The sequence below is a fragment of the Humitalea sp. 24SJ18S-53 genome (assembly GCF_050632385.1).
Lineage (GTDB): Bacteria > Pseudomonadota > Alphaproteobacteria > Acetobacterales > Acetobacteraceae > Humitalea.
Window position 1 is genome coordinate 3,470,132 of the sequence record NZ_CP192599.1, and the last position, 19,492, is coordinate 3,489,623.

The window sequence follows — 19,492 nt, forward strand, 5'->3', positions numbered from 1 at the left end:
CCGCCCGTGGGATCAGGCGGCCTCGACGCACATGGCGACGCCCATGCCGCCGCCGATGCACAGGGTGACAAGGCCCTTCTTCGCGCCGCGACGGTTCATTTCATACAGCAGGGTCGTCAGCACCCGCGCGCCGCTGGCACCGATCGGGTGGCCGAGGGCGATCGCGCCGCCGTTCACGTTCACCTTGGACGTATCCCAGCCCAGGTCCTTGTTCACGGCGCAGGCCTGGGCGGCAAAAGCCTCATTCGCCTCGACCAGGTCCAGGTCGTCGTGCTTCCAGCCGGCCTTCTGCAGCGCCTTGCGGCTGGCCGGGATCGGCCCGGTGCCCATGATCGACGGATCGACGCCGGCCGTGGCCCAGGACACGATGCGCGCCAGCGGCTTGATGCCGCGCTTGGCGGCCTCGGCGCCCGACATGACGACGATGGCCGCGGCCCCGTCGTTGATGCCGGAAGCATTGCCCGCGGTCACGCCGCCTTCCTTGGAGAAGGCCGGGCGGAGTTTCGCCAGGATTTCGCGCGTGGTTTCCGGCTTGGGGTATTCGTCGGCGGAGACGACGGTATCGCCCTTGCGGCCCTTGATGGTGACCGGGGTGATCTCATCCGCAAAACGGCCGGCGGCGATGGCTTCGCCCGCCTTGCGCTGGGAATTGAAGGCGAACTCGTCCTGTTCGTCGCGGGTGATCTGATACTTGGAGGCCACGTTCTCCGCCGTCGTGCCCATGTGGTAGCCCTGGAAGGCGTCCAGCAAGCCGTCGCGCAGCATGGTGTCCACCAGCGCCAGGTCGCCCATCTTCTGGCCGGCGCGCAGCTGCTGGCAGTGCGGCGCCTGGGTCATGCTCTCCATGCCGCCGGCGACGACGATATTGGCATCGCCCAGCGCGATCTGCTGCGCGGCCAGCGCCACCGTGCGCAGGCCGGAGCCGCAGAGCTGGTTGATGCCGAAGGCGGTGCGTTCGACCGGGATGCCCGCCGCGACGGCCGCCTGGCGCGCCGGGTTCTGCCCCGCGCCGGCCGGCAACACCTGGCCGAGAATGACCTCATCGACCGAGGCCGCATCGACATTGGCGCGGCCCAGGGCCGCCTGGATCGCGACCGTGCCCAGCGCATGGGCGGAGAGGCTGGCGAACGCCCCGTTGAAGGAACCGACCGGCGTGCGGGCCGCGGCGGCGATGACGATGTCCTGCATTGTGACTGGTCCTTCCTGGCGGAGAGTTACCCTGGGCTTTTCGCCCTGCTTTGGCGCATGGCCGGGGCGCCGCTGGCTGGCGGCCCGGCATGCGGTGCTGCGTCGCAGTGTGGTGCCGGGCGTGCCGCCGGGCAAGCGCAACGGTTTTATCCCGCGTCAGCCGCGGACGATACCAGCGCCCAGTCGCGCAGCGGGCGCCATAGGGCTGATTCGGCCAGCGGGCCGGTGGCCATGCCGATATGCCCGGCCGCGGCATCATGCAGCGTGATCCGCGCAGCACCCTTTGCCGCCCGGTCGGCCAGCCCCATGGCGGAGGCGGGCGGCACGATCCGGTCCGCGCGCGGCACCGCGATGAACAGCGGCCCGGCCCAATCGGCGGGGTCCACGACCTGGCCCGCGACACGCCAGGCCAGGCGTGCCGTATCGTTGCGGCCATACCAGGCGGTGAAGCATTCGCGCGCGACGGGGGCCGGCAGCGGCACGCCATCGTTCAGCCAGTCCTCCAGCGCCACGAATTGCCGCGCCCGGGCGCTGTCCTGGTCCATCGTGGCGAAGCGGCGGAATTTGCGCGCGATGCCCCAGGGGTCGAGCCCGGCGAAGAGCGCCTGCACCATGTCGGTCGGCAGGCCCCCGGTCAGTTCCATCACCGGCTCCAGCCCCGGCAACATCGCCGCCAGCGCCGGGGCCTGCGCCGCCGCACCCGGGCCGGCGTGGAAATCCCAGGGCGTGGCCAGCAGGGCAAGCGCCACGACCCGGTCCGGCCGCCGCAGCGCCGAGGCCAATGCCAGCAGCCCCCCCATGCAATAGCCGACCATGATGACCGGCCCACCGCAGGCCAGCAGCGCCCGTTCCAGCCGCCCGGCGATATGATCGGTCAGGGAAAACCCGCATTCGGCCGCACCCGGAAAACCCCAGTCCAGCAGCAGCGGCCGCGCCCCCTGCCCCGCCATCCAGCGCAGCAGCGAATGCCCGGGTGCCAGGTCCAGCACATGCGCGCGGTTGACCAGCGACGGGACGAACAGCATCGCGGGGCCGCTGCCACCGTAATCCAGCAGCCGGGCCGAACCCTCCCGCCACAACACCGGGGGGTCGGGCAGGTCGCGCTGGGCGGGGTGGCGGCGATAGGCGAGCACGCCGGCCTGGAAGGCCGCATCCTCCGCGCCCAGCCGGTCGATCACCGCGGCGCGCAACAGCGCCGTGGGGTCAGCGGGTGGGCTTGGGTCGCCGGGGCCGCTTTGCAGCGCCGCCGCCGCGGCCAGGATCCGGTCCCGCTCGGCCCGGCCCGCCTTCGAGATCGGCCAGGCGTCGCTCCAGGGCGGCAAGCCGGGCAAGGAGGGCGGGATCGCCCCCAGCGCCAGCATGCGCCGCATCGCGGACAGGGTCAGGTGTAGCGGGAGCGGCCTTGGGCCGCGGCGCGGGTTCATGGGGCGCTGGTGCCGCTGGGATGGGCCAGGCCTGGAAGGCGCGCAACCAGGCCTGCATCAGCCCGGCGCCCAGGCCCGTCAGGGCGGCCGTTGCCTGGCGCAGTTCGGCATCCTGGGTCATGGCGTCCAGTTCGGACTGCCACAGCGCGATCCAGTCGGCGGCCAGGCGATCGGGGGTGGGGGTATCGCCATGGTCGCGCGGATGCGGGCCGGCGGGTGCCGAAGCCCCCCCGGCGGCGCCGTCCGCCGCTCCATCCGCTGCCTTGTTCACCGCCATGCAACGCCGCCAGCATCCCCCAATACGCCGCTACCCTACATGACCAATGCCCCCCTGGCGCGGGGGTTGCGTTTCGTGTGCTCGCGATACGTTCGCACCGCAACATAGCCGTGTTAGGGTGCTGCGACATGGTGTCCGAAAGGGGAAGGCCGACATGGCCGAAAACAACAATCAGCCGACGAAATCCCCGTCCCTGGTGAAATCTGTGCCGGGACCGAGGCCGGTCCCCACGACGCCGACAGAAACGGGCGCCGCCCCGGACGCAGCGCTGCCGACAGTTGTGGTCAAGAAATACGCGAACCGCCGGCTGTATAATACAGAATCGTCTTCCTACGTCACATTGGAGGACCTGGCCGTCATGGTCCGCGCCGGCCGCGATTTCGTCGTCTATGACGCGAAGTCGGGTGACGATATTACCCGCGGTGTATTGACCCAGATCATCGTCGAGGAAGAAGCCAAGGGCAAACATTTGCTGCCCGAATCCTTCCTGCGCCATTTGATCGGTTTCTATGGCGACAGCCTGCAAGGTGCGGTGCCACGTTACCTTGAATACACCATGGGCGCCTTTGCGCGGCAGCAGGAACAGATGCGCGCGACGGTGCAACAGACCATCGGCGGCCTGCGCCCGTTCAATGCGCTCGAAGAAGTGACCAAGCAGAACATGGCGATGATGGAACGCGCGATGTCGCTGTTCAGCCCCTTCGCCATTCCCCCCGCCGGGGGCAAGGATGCGGCGCCGGAAGCGCCCCCGGATATCGACATGCTGCGTGCGGAGTTGGAAATCCTGCGCGCCCGCCTGGCCGAACTGCAAAAGGCGCCCGGCAAGGCCTAACCCGGGCGGAAGCGCGCGCCCACCACGGCATCCTGGGCCAGGGCGCGTTGCACCTGGTCGTCGCTGGCGAGCGCCGCCACCGCGCGGAAAAAGGGCACATTCCCCCTCACCCGGTCAAGGAACAGCCGGTCGAGCGCCACCGCGGCCGGCAGGCGGCCGGCGCAGCAGTTGCACCCGACGACGTGGGAGTCCGCGCTGAACTCGGCCACGGCGCTGGCGCCGGCGGGGGGTGCCACGCCCTCTGGCAACAGCATCGCCGCACCCGCATGGGCGGCCATCGCCGCCGTATCGGCACAGAGGAAGACAGGGATTCGCGCGTCGAGGGACCAGGCCATGACTGGACATAAGGATATCTTTATGCGATATGCAAGGCATGGAGAGCCTCCTCACCGCATTACGTGCCGCTGCTGAACCGACCCGGTTGCGGCTGCTGGCGCTTTGCGCGCGCGGCGGCTTCTGCGTGACCGATCTGGTCGCCATCCTCGGCCAATCCCAGCCCCGCCTGTCCCGCCATCTGCGTCTGTTGGTCGAGGCCGGGCTGCTGGAACGCGTGCCCGAGGGCGCCAATGCCTGGTTCCACCTGGCCGATCGCGGTTCCCTGGCGCGCGACCTGATCGGCCGCCTGCCGCCGGACGACCCCGCCTTGGCTGCCGATGCCCGCGCCGCCGCCCGCGTGCTGGCCGAACGGGCACGCGCCGCATCCGACGCCTTCCGCCGCGCCGGCGTAGAATGGGATGAGGCCAGCGCCCTGGACCTGCCCGCCGCCGCGATCGAGCAAGCCCTGATCGCCGCCCTGCCCCCGGGTCCGCTGGGCCGCGTGCTGGATATCGGCACGGGCACCGGCCACCTGCTGGAACTGCTCGGCCCCCGCGCCGCATCGCTGCTGGGTGTGGATGCGAGCCGGGAGATGCTGGCCCTCGCCCGCGCCCGCCTCGCCGGGCTCGGCATCGGCCATGCCTCCTTGCGCCAGGCGGATATGTACCGGCTGCCGCTGCCGGATGGCGGCTTCGATGTCGTCGCGATGCAGATGGTGCTGCATTACGCCGAGGACCCCGCCGCCGCGCTGGCCGAGGCCGCGCGCGTTCTGCGGCCCGGCGGGACGCTGCTGCTGCTGGATCTGGCCGCGCATGACCGGGCCGACCTGGCCCTGCGCCACGCGCATCGCTGGCCGGGTTTTGCCGATACGGCGATTGCCGGCTGGCTGGGTGCGGCCGGTTGCACCTTGGGGGAGCCCGTGGCCATCCCCGCCCCATTGCCTGTCCGACTCTGGTCCGCGCGTGCCGCGGGTGCCAGCGCTTCCCTTGCCGCCTGAAAGCCCGACATGACCCGTCCGCATCTGCTCGAAGCCCTGTCCGACCGCGTACTGCTCTGCGACGGCGGCATGGGCAGCCGCGTGCAGGCGCTGACGCTCGATATCATCAAGGACTTTTGGGACAAGGAGAACTGCACGGAAGTGCTGACCCTGTCGCGCCCGGAACTGATCCGCGACATCCACCGCGGCTATTTCGAAGCCGGCGCCGACATGGTGCTCACCAATACCTTCGGTGGCAGCCCGATCACCTTGGAAGAATTCGAACTCGGCAGCCGCACGCATGAGATCAACAAGCGTGGTGTCGAACTCGCGCGCGAAGCGGCCGAGAGTTTTTCGGACGGCCGCCACCGCTGGGTGATCGGTGACATCGGGCCGGGCACGAAGCTGCCGTCGCTGGGGCACATCTCCTATGACGCTCTGGAAGCGGCGCTGACGGAACAATGCCTCGGCCTGATCGCCGGCGGCTGTGACGCGCTGCTGACCGAGACGAACCAGGACACGCTGTTCATCAAAGCCGCGGTCAACGCCTCCAAGGCCGCGATCAAGCAGACTGGCGTCAACATCCCGATCTTCGTGCAGGTCACGGTGGAAACCACCGGCACCTTGCTGGTCGGCCCCGACATCGCCGCCGCCGCGACCGTGGTGCATGCGCTGGACGTGCCGCTGATCGGGCTGAACTGCGCGACGGGTCCGCAGGAGATGTCGGAACACGTCCGCTGGCTGGCGCAGAACTGGCCGGGCAAGATCTCGATCCAGCCGAATGCCGGCCTGCCGGAACTAGTCGATGGCAAGACGCATTACCCGCTCGGGCCGGATGAGTTGGCCGTGTGGATGGAGCGCTTTGTTGCCGAGGACGGCATCAACATCATCGGCGGCTGCTGCGGCACCTCCACCCCGCATATCGCGGCGCTGGATGCGATGCTGCGCAAGCGCGGCGATTTCCGCCCTGCGCCGGCGAAGCGCAGCTTCCATTGGGTACCGTCGGTCGCCAGCCTCTATGCCGCGACCGCGCTGCGGCAGGAGAATTCGTATTTCTCCATCGGCGAACGCTGTAACGCGAATGGCAGCAAGGCCTGGCGCCAGCGGCAGGAACAGCAGGATTGGGACGGCTGCGTCGCCATCGGGCGTGACCAGGTGGCCGAGGGCTCCAACAGCCTGGACGTCTGCGTCGCCTTCGTCGGCCGTGACGAGAATGCGGAGATGACCGAGGTCATCACCCGCTTCACCAGCAGCGTGAATTCGCCGCTGGTGATCGACAGCACCGAGACGCCGATCATCGAGGCCGCGCTGAAGCTGCATGGCGGCAAGCCGATCATCAACTCGATCAACTTCGAGGAAGGTGAGAAGGCGGCGCATGACCGCATGGTGCTGGCCAAGAAGTTCGGCGCGGCCGTCATCGCGCTGACCATCGACGAAGTCGGCATGGCCAAGACGGCCGAGGACAAGCTGCGCATCGCCGAACGGCTGGTGGATTTTGCCTGCAACAAGCACGGCCTGCCGCAATCCGACCTGATGATCGACCCGCTGACCTTCACCATCGCGACGGGCAACGAGGACGACCGCAAGCTCGGGCTATGGACGCTCGATGGCATCCGCATGATCCGGGAAAAGTTCCCGGATGTGCAGATCATGCTGGGCCTGTCCAACATCTCCTTCGGGTTGAACCCGGCGGCGCGGCATGTGTTGAACAGCGTGTTCCTGGACCTGGCGGTGAAGGCCGGCATGACGGGCGCGATCGTGCACGTCAGCAAGATCAAGCCGCTGCACCAGATCCCGCCCGAGGAAGTGAAGGTCGTCGAAGACCTGATCTTCGATCGCCGTAGCGAAGGCTACGATCCGCTGCAAAAGGTCCTGGAGATCTTCTCCGGCCGCAAGGCCGCCGACAATGTCGCCAAGGTGGTCGCCGCCACGCCGGAAGGCCGGTTGAAGGACCGCATCGTCGACGGCAACCGCAAGGGGCTGGAAACCGACCTGAAGGATGCGATGGACGGCGGGATGCCCCCGCTCGACATCATCAACAATATCCTGCTGGACGGCATGAAGGTCGTCGGCGAGTTGTTCGGCGCGGGCAAGATGCAGTTGCCGTTTGTGCTGCAGTCGGCCGAGACGATGAAATCCGCCGTCGCCTGGCTGGAACCCTTCATGGAGAAGATCGAGGGCCAGGAGAAAGGCACCATCGTGCTCGGCACGGTGCGTGGCGATGTGCATGACATCGGTAAGAACCTGGTCGACATCATCCTGACCAACAACGGCTACAAGGTCATCAACCTCGGCATCAAGGTGCCGTTGATCGACATCGTTGCCGCGGCGAAGGAGCACAAGGCGCATGCCATCGGCATGTCCGGCCTGCTGGTGAAGTCGACCGTGGTGATGCGCGAGAACCTGGAGGAGATGTCCCGTCAGGGCATCGATATCCCGGTGATGCTCGGCGGCGCCGCGCTGACCCGCAACTATGTCGAGGATGACTGCGTCAAATCCTACGCCTGCGGCCGCGTCGCCTATGCACGCGACGCTTTCGATGGCCTGCACCTGATGGACCGGGTGATGGGCAATGGGTTCGACGACTACCTGACGGCCTTGCAGACCAAGCGCGTCGGCAAGGCGAAGAACGAGAAGCGCGTGCTCGGCCAGGCCGATCCGCGCGCCTTTGCCCCGGTGGACCTGGCCTATGCCCAGACCCGCCGGCGGCGCGAGGTCGAGCCCTATGCGACGCCGACCCCGCCCTTCTGGGGCGCCCGCGTCATGCAGGCCGATCCGAAGGCGCTGGTGCCCTTCATCAACGAGCGCAGCCTGTATCAATTCCAGTGGGGCTTCCGGAAGCAGGGCCGCACGCTTGAGGACTTTTTGGGCTGGGCGAAGCAGGAATTGCGTCCGGTCCTGAAGCGCATGCTCGCCATCGCCGAGGCCGACAAAATCCTCACGCCGCAGGCGATCTACGGCTACTGGAAATGCGCCGGCCAGGGCAACGAACTCATCCTGTTCGATGAGGACGGGACCACCGAAGCCGCGCGCTTCAACCTGCCGCGCCAGCCCAAGACCGATGGCGAATGCATCGCCGACTGGGTGCGCGACGTGGATGACGCGCAGCGGGACGTGATCGGGTTGCAGGTCGTGACCGTCGGCCAGAAGGCGTCGGACATCGCGCGCGACTGGTTCGAGGAGAACCGCTACCAAGACTATCTCTACCTGCACGGCCTGTCGGTGGAGATGGCCGAAGCGATGGCGGAATACGTCCATAAGCGCATCCGCGCCGAACTGGGCTTTTCCAGCGAGGACGCGCGCGACATCGAGAAGATGCTGCAGCAGGAATACCGTGGCGGCCGCTATTCCTTCGGCTACCCGGCCTGCCCGCGGCTGGAGGACCAGGTGCCGCTGCTCAAGTTGCTGGGCGCCGAGCGAATCGGCGTGAACATCAGCGACGAATGGCAACTGCACCCGGAGCAATCCACCAGCGCCATCGTGTTGCACCACCCCCGCGCGAAGTATTTTTCGGTCTGAGTGCCGCGGGTGTAGAAGCCCCCGCATGATGACCACCCCCCTTAGAAAACTGCTCGCCCGGGCCGAGACCCTGGCCCTGGCGAGCCTTGTCATCGCCATCGGCGTGCTCGGCCTGAAATCCGTCGCGGCCTGGCTGACGGGGTCGGTCGCGTTGTTCGCGGATGCGTTGGAAAGCATCGTCAACGTGGCCGCCGCGGGGGCCGCGCTGGCGGCGATCCGCGTCGCCGCCCTGCCGCCCGACGCCAACCACCCCTATGGCCACGACAAGGCGGAGTATTTTTCCGCCGTGCTGGAAGGCGCGCTGATCATCGTCGCCGCCCTGGCGATCCTGCACCAGGCCTGGGCCGCGATGGGACATCTGCGCGTGCCCGACGCCCCCGTGCTCGGCCTGATGATTTCGGCCGGTGCCTCGGCGATCAATGGCGGCTGGGCCTGGATCCTGATGCGGCGCGGGCGGGCGCTGAAATCGCCGGCCTTGCAGGCGGATGCGCGGCATCTCTGGGCCGATGTGGTGACCTCGGTCGGTGTGATCCTGGGTGTCGCGCTGGTGGCGATGACGGGGATCCTGTGGCTGGACCCGGCGCTGGCGGCGGCGACCGCGCTGAACATCCTGTGGTCGGGCTACCGGCTGCTGCGCGAAAGCGTCGGCGGCTTGATGGACGAGGGCCTGTCGCACAAGGCGCTGGCCCGCATCCGGGCGATCATCACCACCGACGCGACCGGGGCGATCGAGGCGCATGACCTGCGCACCCGCCAATCCGGCCGCTGGACCTTTGTCGAATTCCACCTGGTGGTTCCGGGCGAGATGAACGTCAGCGACGCCCATGCGATCTGCGACCGGGTGGAGGCTGGGTTGCGTGAGGAACTGGGCAATGCCGTCATCACCATCCATGTGGAGCCGCATGTGAAGGCCAAGCACACGGGCGTGCTGGTGCTGTGAGGGAACGGGACGGCCGGCCTGCGGCGCGGGGCGGCACCGTCCGGCGCGGCCGCGGCGTCGATGCCGCCCCGCGGGCGCCGCTGCTGCGCCCGCCACCCCATCGCTCGAAACCGCCGCCGCAGCCCGCGCCGCTGCCGCCGCTGGCGGCACCGCCACGATCGTCCCGGCGCCGGCGGCGCGTTGTTATGTCGTGGATCGCGGTGCTCGGCGCGCTGCTGCTGCATGGCGTGCTGCTGGCCGTGATCCTGTGGCTGCCGGCGCACCGGCTGCGCGAACCTGAGCCGCAGGAAGGCGCGATGCTGATCTGGGCAGAGCCCGACCAGGCGGGCGGCGCACCGGGCGCCCCCCCCGTCATCGACGGCCCGCCCAAGCCGAATGAGGCGCCTTCGGAGCCGGTGGACCCGCCGCCCACGCCGGATCCGCCCGAGGCTGCGCCGCCGCCCCCCCCGCCATCAGCGCCCGCGGAAGCCCCGCCGCCGCCGGAAGCAGCACCCCCGATGCAGACGGCGCCGGAGGGGCCACCCCTGCCGCCGCCCACAAAATTGCCGGAGGAGGCCCCGCCGCCGCCCGACATCCCGACATCGCCCGCGCCCGCACCGCCGCCGGTCGCGCCGCTTCCGCCGCCGCCACCGCCCCCCCCACCCGTGGCTGAAGCGCCCCCGGCCGAGCCGCGCCCCGAACCGCGCCGGCCCACGCCACCGCGCCCGAACCCGCGCCCCCCCGCGCCCGCGGCCCAACCGCCGGCCCAGCCCGGACCGGGCAATGCCGCCCCCGCCACGCCGCAGCCCGGCCTGCCGCCCTGGGCGGCCGAGGGCGCGACGACCCCGCCGGGCCCGCTGGACGGGCACCGCAATGTGCAGCCGGTCTACCCGCCCAATGCCCTCGCGCTTGGGCTGGAGGGCACGGTGCGGCTGCGGCTGCGTGTCGACGAGGATGGTCGCGTCGGGACCGTGACCCTGGAACGCGGATCGGGCGTCCCCTCGCTCGATGCCGCGGCGATCGATGCGGCGCGGCATTGGCGGTTCCGCCCGGCCAGGCGCAATGGCCAGCCTGTCTCGGCGGAGGCGCTGACCTCCGTTACCTTCCAGATTCCCGGTGGTCAGCGACGTTTCTGACCGACCGCGACCGAAAGGACCCGACCATGGTGCGACTGGATGTGATCACGACGCGCGGCGGCGATGGCGGGCAAACCAGCCTCGGCGACGGTACGCGCGTGGGCAAGGATGACCTGCGGGTGGAGGCCTTTGGCACGGTGGATGAGGCGAATGCCGCGATCGGGCTGATCCGCCAGCATACCTCGGGGGCGGCCGATGCGATGCTGGCGCGCATCCAGAACGATTTGTTCGACCTGGGGGCCGATCTCTGCGTGCCGGGGGTCGGCACCGACCGGCTGCGGATCGCCGATGCGCAGGCACTGCGGTTGGAGGGTGAGGTCCAGGCGATGAACCAAGGGGTGGCGCCGCTGCGGTCCTTCGTGCTGCCGGCCGGCACGGCGGCCGCCGCCCACGCCCATATGGCGCGGACCATCGTGCGGCGGGCCGAACGGGTGACGGTGTCGCTGGCGGCAAAGGAGCCGGTGAATCCGGCGGCGATCCGCTACTTGAACCGCCTGTCGGACCACCTTTTTGTCTTTGCCCGGGCGCGGAATGCCGAGGCCGGGGGGGATGTCACTTGGACCCCGGGGGCGACGCGCGGGGGCTAGACCCCGGTCAGGCCAGCGCCGGGCGCCGGCTGGGCCGCGCCCAGAAGATCAGGACCGCGGCCAGCAGGCAGGCGGCGCCGGCCAGGTAGAAGGCCGGCAGGTAGCTGGCCAGCGCGTCGCGGCTGACGCCGCCGCCGATTGCGGCCAGGGCCCCGCCCAACTGGTGCGCAGTAAAGATCCAGCCAAAGACCAGCGGCGCCTTGTCCCGCCCGAACGCGGCGCCGGCCAGCCGCACCGTCGGCGGCACCGTCGCGATCCAATCCAACCCGTAGAAGACCGCGAAGAGCGACAGGCCGTAGAGGGTAAAACTGCTCATCGGCAGCAGCATCAGCGACAACCCGCGCAGCCCGTAATACCAGAACAGCAGCTTGCGGTTGTCGTAGCGGTCGGACAGCCAGCCGGAGGCGATGGTGCCGACGAAGTCGAAGACGCCGATCATGGCGAGCACCGAGGCCGCCTCGACCTCCGCCATGCCGAAATCGCTGCACAGCGGGATGAAATGCGTCTGCATCAGGCCAACGGTGGACAGGCCGCAGATCGCGAAGGTGACGAAGAGGATCCAGAACACCCGGCTGCGCGAGGCCTCAGCCAGCGCTGCGAAGGCATTGGCGACGGGATTGCCGACGGCAGCGCGCGGCGGGGTGACGGCGGTCTCGCCATAAGCCGGCAGGCCGAGGTCGGCTGGGTGGTCGCGGGCGAGCAGCCAGAACAACACGCCGGCGAGTACGCAGGCGCCCAGACCCGGCAGCAGCGCCACCCGCCAGCCTTCATGCTGCGCGAGCCAAGCGGCCAGCGGCAGGAAAACCAGTTGCCCCGTGGCATTGGCGGCGGTCAGCATGCCCAGCACCAACCCGCGCCGCGACGCGAACCAGCGGTTGGCGACGGTCGCACCCAGCACCAGCGCGGTCATGCCGCTGCCGAGCCCGGTCATCACCCCCCAGGACAGCCAAAGCTGCCAGGGCGCCGTCATGGTCATCGACACCAGGCAGCCGGCGATCACCAAGGCCAGCGCCGCGACGACGGTCCGCCGCAGCCCATAGCGTTGCAGCAACGCCGCGGCGAAGGGCGCCATCAGCCCGAACAGCAGCAGCCGCAATGCCAGCGCGCCGGAGATGCTGGCCGTGTCCCAGCCAAACTCCCGCTGCACCGGCAGCAACAGCGCCCCCAGGATGCCCATGGCCCCGGCCGAGGACAGGGCGACCAGGAAGGTCAGCCCCACCATCACCCAGCCGTAGTGGATTCCGCGGCGCGCGAGGAATGACGCCAAGCCCGATGCAAGCACGGCAGATGTCCTTTTAGGGGTGAGGCAATTCGGTCGCGACGAGGCTGGCGAGCCGGTCGCGGAGGTCACGCGCAGGTGCCTCGCCAAAAGCATCGGCAAAGCCTTGCTGCGCGGCCTGCCAAAGCGGCCGGGCGACGGCCAGGCGTTCCAGCCCGGCATCCGTCACGTGCAGCAGGCGGCGGCGGCGGTCGGCGGGGTCGGCGGCGATCGCCACCAGCCCGTCGCGTTCCAGCGGGCCGAGGTTCCGGCCGAGGGTGGTGCGATCCATCACCAGATCGGCCGCGAGGTCCTGGATCGTGCAGCCGCCGCGCTGCCGCAGCCGGCCGAGGATCGAGAATTGCGAGGTCAGCAGCCCGCTCGGCGCCAGATGGCGGTCGTAGTAACTGCTGATGTGGCGCGCGGCCCGGCGGATCGCGAGGCAGGTGCAGACGTCGGAAATGGTCTCTGGCATGGCGAGGCGGATAATAAGTGCATATGCACCTAATGCAAGGGCCGTCGCCGATCGGGCCTTATTCGGCTAGCGCCAGCGGCGGTGCATCCAGAGCCATTGGCCGGGGTGTTCGCGCACCCAGCCTTCGATCACCGCGTTCATCACGGCGGTCGCGGCGGGCACATCGACCGTGCCCTCTTCCGTGCGCGGCATGATGATTTCCTCGGTCAGGTCCAGCCGGATGCGGCCGCCGGGCAGGCGCACGGCACGGGTGCCATGCACCGGCACATCGAAGCGCCCGGCCAGATTGGCCAGCAGTGGATTGGCCGCACACTCCCGCCCGAGGAAGGTGATGCGGGGACCGCGGCCAAAGCGCTGATCGACCAGCATGCCGACATGCATGCCCGCGCCGACCGCCTTGGCCATCCGCGTCGGCGCCATCAACCCGGCGGGGATCAGCGTGCCCATCATCGGCTCACGCAGCGCCAGGATATCGGCGGCGACGGCCTTGTTGTTCGGCGTGCGGTAGAGCACGGCGGCCGGCAGGCCAAGCGCATGCGCCGCGACGGCCGGCAATTCCCAGTTCGCCAGGTGGGCAGCAAAAATCAGCGCGCCGCGCCCGTCATCGGCCAGGTCCTTGAAACGCTGTTCGGTTTCCGGCGTGCAAAAAACCCGCCGATCCGGCCGCTGCGGGTTTTCCGGGTCCAGGTCCCACAGGGTTTGCAGGTGCACGTATTCGCAGGCGGTGCGGCCCAGATTGTCCCAGGCCTGGCGGGCGACGTCACGATGCCAGGTGGTATCGGCCTCGGGGAAGGAGGCGCGGATATTGTCCATCGCGATGCGATGCGCCGGCGTCAGCGGCCCTAGCGCGCGAGCGACAGCGGCACCGATGCGGGGCGCCGTGTTCGGCCCCAACAGGCGCAGCAACCAAAAGACGAACCGGACCAGCCCGGCGACAAGCCATTCCATCCGATCAGATGGTCACGATGATCTTGCCAAAGACCCGGCGGGTTTCCAGCCGGTCCAGCCCTTCGGAGAAGCGGTCCATGGGCACCACGGTATCGAGCACCGGCAGCAACCCGGCCTCCATCTTCGCGAGACCATCGGCGATGTTCCGCATCGCGGCGCCGAAGGAGCCAAAGATGTGGAGTTGCCGCTGGAACAGCATCATCAAGTTGGTTTCGGCCGACACGCCCGATGTGCTGCCGCAGGTGACCAGCCGCCCGCCCATGCGCAGCGACAACAGCGACCCGCCCCAGGTATCGGCGCCGACATGCTCGAAGACCACGTCGACGCCGCGTTTGCCGGTGACGCGGCGGGCGACGGAGGAGAAGTTCTTGGTCGAATAATTCACCGCGTGATCGGCGCCGAGCGCCAGCGCCTGGGCGCATTTCTCATCCGACCCGGCGGTCGCGATCACGATGCAGCCCATCGCCTTGGCGACACGGATCGCCACGGTGCCGATGCCGCTGCCCGCGGCGTGGACCAGGATCGTCTCGCCGGGTTGCAGCCTCGCATTGTCGAACAGCATGTGTTCGACGGTCGAAAAAGTGACGGCGGCGCAGGCCGCGTCTTCCCAGGTGATCGACTTCGGCACCCGCACCATCAGCCGCGCCTGCACGTTGCAGAATTCGCGGGCAAAGCCGTCCACATGGAAACCCATGATGCCGGAGACGTCTTCGCACAGATTGTCGCGGCCACTGGTGCAGGCCGCGCACTTGCCGCAGGTCAGCGCGCCATAGGGCGCGACATGGTCGCCAACGGCCCAGCCGGTGACGCCGGCGCCGATGGCGGTGATCTCGCCCGCCGCTTCGACACCGACGCAGATCGGCAATTCGCGCTTGGCGAAGGCCATGCCGCGCCAACCCCAGACGTCGATGTGGTTCAGCGCGATGGCATGGATGCGCAACTGCACCTCACCCGCGCCGGGCGGTGGGGGGGCCGGGATCTCATCGATCCGCAGGTCGCGGTCGCCGTGCAGGCGCAGGGCGCGCATCAGGCGGGCTCCGCCGCCAGCACGAGGCAGACGTTCTGCCCGCCAAAGCCGAAGGAGTTGGACAGCACGGCCTTCACCTTGGCCGGGCGCTGCACGTTCGGCACGACGTCCAGCGTGATGTTCGGATCGGGCTCATCGTAGTTGATCGTCGGCGGCAGCACCTGGTCGCGGATGGTCAGCAGGCTGAACACCGCCTCCAGCGCGCCGGCGGCCGAGAGCGTGTGCCCGATCATCGACTTGTTCGAGGAGATGGGCGGCGGCGTGTCGCCGAAGACGGCGCGCATGCCAAAGGTTTCCATCTTGTCGTTTTCCGGCGTACCGGTGCCGTGGCCGTTGACGTAGTCGATCTGGTCCGGCCGCAGCCCGGCATCGGCCAGGGCATTGCGCATCGCGCCCAGGATGGCGGTGCCATCGGGGTTGCTGCGGGTGCGGTGGAAGCTGTCCGCCCGCTCACCACAGCCCAGGACGATGCCGAGGATTTTTGCGCCCCGGGCGCGGGCGGCGTCGTAATCCTCAAGCACCAGCGCGGCGGCGCCTTCGGACATGATGAACCCGTCGCGCGACTTTTCGAACGGCCGCGACGCCTTGGTCGGATCGTCGTTGCGGGTGGACAGGGCGGAGAGCAGCGAGAAGCGGATCAACGCCTCCGCATGCACGGAACCATCGGCGCCGGTCGCGATGCAGGCGGTGCAATCGCCGCGCTGGATGGCTTCCACGCCCAGTTGGATCGCGCTGGCCCCGGTGGCGCAGGCGGTGGTCAGGGTGATGGGCGCGCCGCGCGTGCCAAAACGGTCGGCCAGCCGTTCGGCGACGCCGCCGAACAGGAAGGTTTCGTAGATGTCCTTGCGCCCGGCCGAGGCATTGACCATCGCGGGATAGCCCGGGCTGTTCGCCCGGCGGGTCAGGTCGAAGCGGGTCGGCCATTCCACCTCGACCGGCGGCATGCCGACGAAGAGGGGGCCGGGGAAGGCGCCGGGAGCGCCCAGCCCGGCCTCGTTCACCGCCTCGTCGATGGCGAAGGCGGCCATGCGTTCGACGCGTTCCGGGCTGGAAAAAGGGTCGCCCGCGATCTCACCAGGCACATCGACCGTGCCGGCGATGGTGGTGCGCAGATGGTCGGTCGGGAAGCGGGTGATGCGGCGGATGCCGGACTTGCCGCCACGGATGGCGGCCCAGTTTTCGGCCGTGCCGAAGCCCAGCGAGGTCACGGTACCGATGCCGGTCACCGCGACCAGCGGGCGGCCGAAACTATCCTTCATGGCGTGGCCCCCGAAACAGGCGAAAGCAGCGCCAGCGCCTCACCCCGCCATTGCCCGACGCCGGTGACCAGCATCACCTCCGGCGCGGCGTCGCCGGTATCGGCGGGGTCCAGCGGGGCCGGCATCGCGCCCTGCGACAAGGCCAGCGCCGCCAGCGCGACATGCGCCGGAAAGGCCGCTTCGACCCCATGCCCGATGCGGGACGCGGGGGTGCGCACGGCATCCGCGCCAAGCGCCGCGACAAAACCCTGTTCCTCGGTCGTCGCGGGATCCGCCCCGGTCGCGCCGGAGATCACCCCAAGCGTCCCCGCCGCGCGGCGCGGCGCCAGGCGGGACCACAAGCCATCCAGGCTGGCGCGCACATCGCCGGGCGCACGGCGCCGGCTGGCGTCGGTCATCACCCCATCCAGCCGCGCCAGGGCGCGAGCGCCGCGGGCGGCCGCATGGGCCTCCGTCTCCAAAACCAGGAAGGCCGCCATGCCGCCCAGCACCAACCCGCCGCCATTGCGTTCGGAGATGGGCTTCCAATTGTCTTCCAGCAGCACGCCGCCGGGCTTGTAGAGCATCAGCATGTCCCAGCGCGCCGCGACGAAGGCGCCGCCGGCCAGGGCGATGCCGCCCCTGCCCTCGGCCAGCCGTTCCGCCGCGATGCGGACCGAATCGGCCGCCGCCAGTTCCTCACCCATGAAGGTGCGGGACGACCCGGTGACGCCATGGACGATGGAGATATTGCCCGCCAGCAGGTTCGAAAGCTGCGCCAGGAACAGCGTCGGCCGCAGCCCATTGGCGAGGCGTTCGTTCAGCAAGGGGCCTGGATTGGCGGCGCTGGCCAGTTCGCCGGCCACCGCCTCGTCCAGGGCGATGTCACGCTCCCCACCGCCGGCCGCGACGATCAGGTGCATGTCGGCGACCAGGTCGCGCGCATTGGCATGGTCCAGCGCCAGGCCGGCGGCATAGGTTCCCAGGCGCTGCCAGGGCTCCATCTGGCGTTGGTCGCCCTTCTTCGGGATCTGGCGGTCCAGGTTCAGCGCCGGCAGCGGATGCACAGGGAACGGGGCGAAGCCAGTCTCGTCCAGCACCGGGGTCCCGGCGGGATCGGATAGCGCGGCCCAGTTGGCCTCCGGCCCCTCACCCAGCGAGGTGACCAGGCCGATGCCGGTGATCAGGACGGGCTGGCGGGTCATGGGGCAACAGATCCGGGCAGGCCGATCTCGGCGGCGCGGGCGCGCATCGAGGCGGCGATTGTGTCGTTCGGAAAGGGCATGGTCCGCAGCACCAGTTCGGCATCGGCGATGCGCTTGCCGTCGCTGGAGATGCGCGCCTCGGTCACGGCAAAGCCCGAGCCGTCATGCGACAGGCGCGCGGTCACCTCCAACGGCGCCCCGGGGCCGACGAAGGAGCGGAACTTGGCTTCCTTCACCGTCATCAGGAAGGGCATGCGCTCAAAGCCCTGCATCCCGATGATCAGCCAACCGCTGGCCTGGGCCATGGTTTCGATCAGCAGCACACCGGGGACCAGCGGGTAGCCGGGGAAATGACCCTCGAACACCGGCGATGCGTCGGGGACACGGGCCTCGACCATGATGGTATCGCCAATCAGCGACACCACCCGGTCGACCATCTGGAAGTATTCAAGGCGCACCGGCGTGTGGCCGGATCAGCCCTGCTTCGCGGCGACGAGTTCCTCGACGCGCGTGGCCAGGTTCTTCATCACGAAGTAGCGGTCGGGCGGGGCCTCGCCGGCATTCACTTCCTGCGTCCACTTCTCGACCGGAACCTTGATGCCGAAGGCTTTGTCGATCGCGAAGACGATGTCGAGGAAGTCGAGGCTGTCGATACCGAGATCGTTGATGACATGGCTGTCCGGCGTGATCTTGTCGCGCTGGACCTCGCTGTTCTCGGCGATGATATCGGCGATGCGGTCGAACGCGCCCGCGGATGACGAGGCGGACATGGGCGGCTCCTGACAGGACGTCCCGGAAATATTCGGGCAATTATGGGAAGGGATAGCGGCGGTGTCTGCCCCGTTCCGGCTGGGAAGGCAAGCCGGTGGGCTGGCCACGCGTCCTTGGCCCAATCCTTGGCCCAATTGGGGCGGCGTGGTAGCGCGTCGCTCCGCCAGGCCAATCCGGACACCATGTCAGACTTCATCAGCATCGCCCGCGAACGCGGTTTCCTGCACCAGATCACCGACGAGGCGGGGCTTTCCGCCCGGCTCGGCGCGCCGGGGGCCGCGGCCTACGTGGGGTTCGACTGCACGGCGGACAGCCTGCATGTCGGGCACCTGCTGTCGATCATGCTGCTGCGGCTGTTCCAGCGCTGCGGCCACCGGCCGGTGGCGCTGCTGGGCGGCGGCACGACCAAGATCGGCGACCCGTCCGGGCGCGACGAGTCCCGGCAACTGCTGACCGATGCCGACATCGAGACCAATAAGATCGGCATCCGCCGCACCTTCGATGCCTTCCTGGATTTCCAGGGCGGCGCGCTCATGCTCGACAACGCCGTCTGGCTCGACCAACTGGCTTACATCCCCTTCCTGCGGGATTTTGGGCGGCATTTCTCGGTCAACCGCATGTTGACCATGGATAGCGTGAAGCTGCGGCTGGACCGCGACCAGCCGCTCAGCTTCCTCGAATTCAACTACATGCTGCTGCAGTCCTACGACTTCCTGGAACTGCGGCGGCGCCATGGCGTCGTGCTGCAGATGGGCGGCAGCGACCAGTGGGGCAATATCGTGATGGGGGTGGAGCTCTGCCGCCGCGTCGATGCGGCCGAGAGCTTCGGGCTGACCACGCCGCTGCTGACCACCGCCTCCGGCACCAAGATGGGCAAGACCGCGGCGGGGGCCGTCTGGCTCAACCCCGACCGGCTGCCGCCCTACGGCTACTGGCAGTTCTGGCGGAATACCGAGGACGCGGACGTCGCCCGTTTCCTGGCCCTGTTCACCGACCTGCCGATGGACGAGGTCCGCCGACTCGGCGCCCTGGCCGGGGCGGAGATCAACGAGGCCAAGAAGATCCTGGCGACCGAGGCGACCGCGCTGCTGCACGGCCGCGCCGCCGCCGAGGCCGCCGCCGCCACCGCGGCCCAGGTCTTCGAAGCCGGTGAGGCGGCGGACACCCTGCCGACCATCACCGCCGCCCTGCCCGCCCCGGTGCTGGACCTGCTGACCCAGGCCGGTCTGGTCGCCAGCAAGGCCGAGGCACGCCGCATGATCCGCCAGGCCGGTATCCGCCTGAACGACGCCGCCGTGACGGATGAGACGACGCAGGTGACGCCCGCGGACCTGCGCGACGGGGCGGCCAAGCTGTCGGCCGGGCGCAAGCGCCATGTGCTGGTGCGCGCCGGCTGA

18 protein-coding genes are annotated in these 19,492 nt (G+C 69.2%); 7 read left to right on the top strand and 11 right to left on the bottom strand.

The annotated features are described in order from the left end of the window. Positions 1–12: 12 nt before the first annotated feature. Positions 13–1,188 (bottom strand): acetyl-CoA C-acetyltransferase, encoded by a 1,176-nt coding sequence (locus ACQW02_RS16570; RefSeq protein WP_431281023.1) that lies wholly within the window; start codon positions 1,186–1,188, stop codon positions 13–15. Between the two features lie 146 nt (positions 1,189–1,334). Next, the gene (locus tag ACQW02_RS16575) at positions 1,335–2,612 is read right to left on the bottom strand and encodes an alpha/beta fold hydrolase (RefSeq protein WP_431281024.1); all 1,278 of its coding nucleotides are present in this window, start codon (positions 2,610–2,612) and stop codon (positions 1,335–1,337) included. 557 nt (positions 2,613–3,169) lie between these two features. Here ACQW02_RS16575 and phaR point away from each other — a divergent pair. Beyond that, on the top strand, positions 3,170–3,721 hold the full coding sequence (phaR, locus tag ACQW02_RS16580) for a polyhydroxyalkanoate synthesis repressor PhaR (protein WP_431285914.1): 552 nt from the start codon (positions 3,170–3,172) through the stop codon (positions 3,719–3,721). Here the strand turns inward: phaR and ACQW02_RS16585 are convergent. Then, positions 3,718–4,056 (bottom strand): hypothetical protein, encoded by a 339-nt coding sequence (locus ACQW02_RS16585; protein WP_431281025.1) that lies wholly within the window; start codon positions 4,054–4,056, stop codon positions 3,718–3,720. The two genes, phaR and ACQW02_RS16585, sit on opposite strands and share 4 nt — an antisense overlap. A gap of 38 nt (positions 4,057–4,094) precedes the next feature. Between ACQW02_RS16585 and ACQW02_RS16590 the strand changes: the two genes are divergently transcribed. The 5 genes from ACQW02_RS16590 to ACQW02_RS16610 are packed head-to-tail and all read left to right on the top strand — an operon-like array spanning position 4,095 to position 11,173. After that, positions 4,095–5,033 carry an ArsR/SmtB family transcription factor gene (locus ACQW02_RS16590; protein WP_431281026.1) on the top strand — a complete coding sequence of 313 codons (939 nt, stop codon included), beginning with the start codon at positions 4,095–4,097 and terminating at the stop codon, positions 5,031–5,033. A 9-nt stretch (positions 5,034–5,042) separates the two neighbouring features. After that, positions 5,043–8,531: a methionine synthase gene (gene metH / locus ACQW02_RS16595; RefSeq protein WP_431281027.1), complete on the top strand. Its 3,489-nt coding sequence runs from the start codon at positions 5,043–5,045 to the stop codon at positions 8,529–8,531. Between the two features lie 25 nt (positions 8,532–8,556). Further along, a complete protein-coding gene (locus ACQW02_RS16600) occupies positions 8,557–9,471 on the top strand; it encodes a cation diffusion facilitator family transporter (RefSeq protein WP_431281028.1) in 915 nt (304 codons plus the stop codon). Further along, a complete protein-coding gene (locus ACQW02_RS16605) occupies positions 9,468–10,586 on the top strand; it encodes an energy transducer TonB (protein WP_431281029.1) in 1,119 nt (372 codons plus the stop codon). Before ACQW02_RS16600 ends, ACQW02_RS16605 begins: the two co-directional genes overlap by 4 nt. Before the next feature lie 26 nt (positions 10,587–10,612). Beyond that, positions 10,613–11,173, top strand: coding sequence for a cob(I)yrinic acid a,c-diamide adenosyltransferase (locus ACQW02_RS16610; protein ID WP_431281030.1), 561 nt, complete (start codon positions 10,613–10,615; stop codon positions 11,171–11,173). 7 nt (positions 11,174–11,180) lie between these two features. Here ACQW02_RS16610 and ACQW02_RS16615 read toward each other — a convergent pair whose 3' ends face one another. The 8 genes from ACQW02_RS16615 to ACQW02_RS16650 all read right to left on the bottom strand — a co-directional run bounded on the left by ACQW02_RS16615 (position 11,181) and on the right by ACQW02_RS16650 (position 18,094). Next, positions 11,181–12,455, bottom strand: a complete 1,275-nt coding sequence (locus ACQW02_RS16615; RefSeq protein ID WP_431281031.1) for an MFS transporter — start codon at positions 12,453–12,455, stop codon at positions 11,181–11,183. 13 nt (positions 12,456–12,468) lie between these two features. After that, on the bottom strand, positions 12,469–12,906 hold the full coding sequence (locus ACQW02_RS16620; protein WP_431281032.1) for a MarR family winged helix-turn-helix transcriptional regulator: 438 nt from the start codon (positions 12,904–12,906) through the stop codon (positions 12,469–12,471). Between the two features lie 66 nt (positions 12,907–12,972). Continuing rightward, complete coding sequence (locus ACQW02_RS16625) at positions 12,973–13,854, bottom strand: lipid A biosynthesis lauroyl acyltransferase (protein WP_431281033.1); 882 nt, start codon at positions 13,852–13,854, stop codon at positions 12,973–12,975. Between the two features lie 4 nt (positions 13,855–13,858). Next, entirely contained in the window at positions 13,859–14,881 is a 1,023-nt protein-coding gene (locus tag ACQW02_RS16630) for a zinc-binding dehydrogenase (RefSeq protein WP_431281034.1), read from the bottom strand. Further along, positions 14,881–16,140, bottom strand: coding sequence for a beta-ketoacyl-ACP synthase (locus ACQW02_RS16635; RefSeq protein WP_431281035.1), 1,260 nt, complete (start codon positions 16,138–16,140; stop codon positions 14,881–14,883). The genes ACQW02_RS16630 and ACQW02_RS16635 overlap by 1 nt, the downstream gene beginning before the upstream one ends. Further along, positions 16,137–17,324 (bottom strand): beta-ketoacyl-ACP synthase, encoded by a 1,188-nt coding sequence (locus ACQW02_RS16640; RefSeq protein WP_431281036.1) that lies wholly within the window; start codon positions 17,322–17,324, stop codon positions 16,137–16,139. The genes ACQW02_RS16635 and ACQW02_RS16640 overlap by 4 nt, the downstream gene beginning before the upstream one ends. After that, entirely contained in the window at positions 17,321–17,782 is a 462-nt protein-coding gene (locus tag ACQW02_RS16645; protein WP_431281037.1) for a 3-hydroxyacyl-ACP dehydratase FabZ family protein, read from the bottom strand. The genes ACQW02_RS16640 and ACQW02_RS16645 overlap by 4 nt, the downstream gene beginning before the upstream one ends. 15 nt (positions 17,783–17,797) lie before the next feature. Beyond that, on the bottom strand, positions 17,798–18,094 hold the full coding sequence (locus ACQW02_RS16650; protein ID WP_431281038.1) for an acyl carrier protein: 297 nt from the start codon (positions 18,092–18,094) through the stop codon (positions 17,798–17,800). A gap of 183 nt (positions 18,095–18,277) precedes the next feature. On the opposite strand from ACQW02_RS16650, the gene tyrS reads away from it, so the two are divergent. Beyond that, complete coding sequence (gene tyrS / locus ACQW02_RS16655; protein ID WP_431281039.1) at positions 18,278–19,492, top strand: tyrosine--tRNA ligase; 1,215 nt, start codon at positions 18,278–18,280, stop codon at positions 19,490–19,492.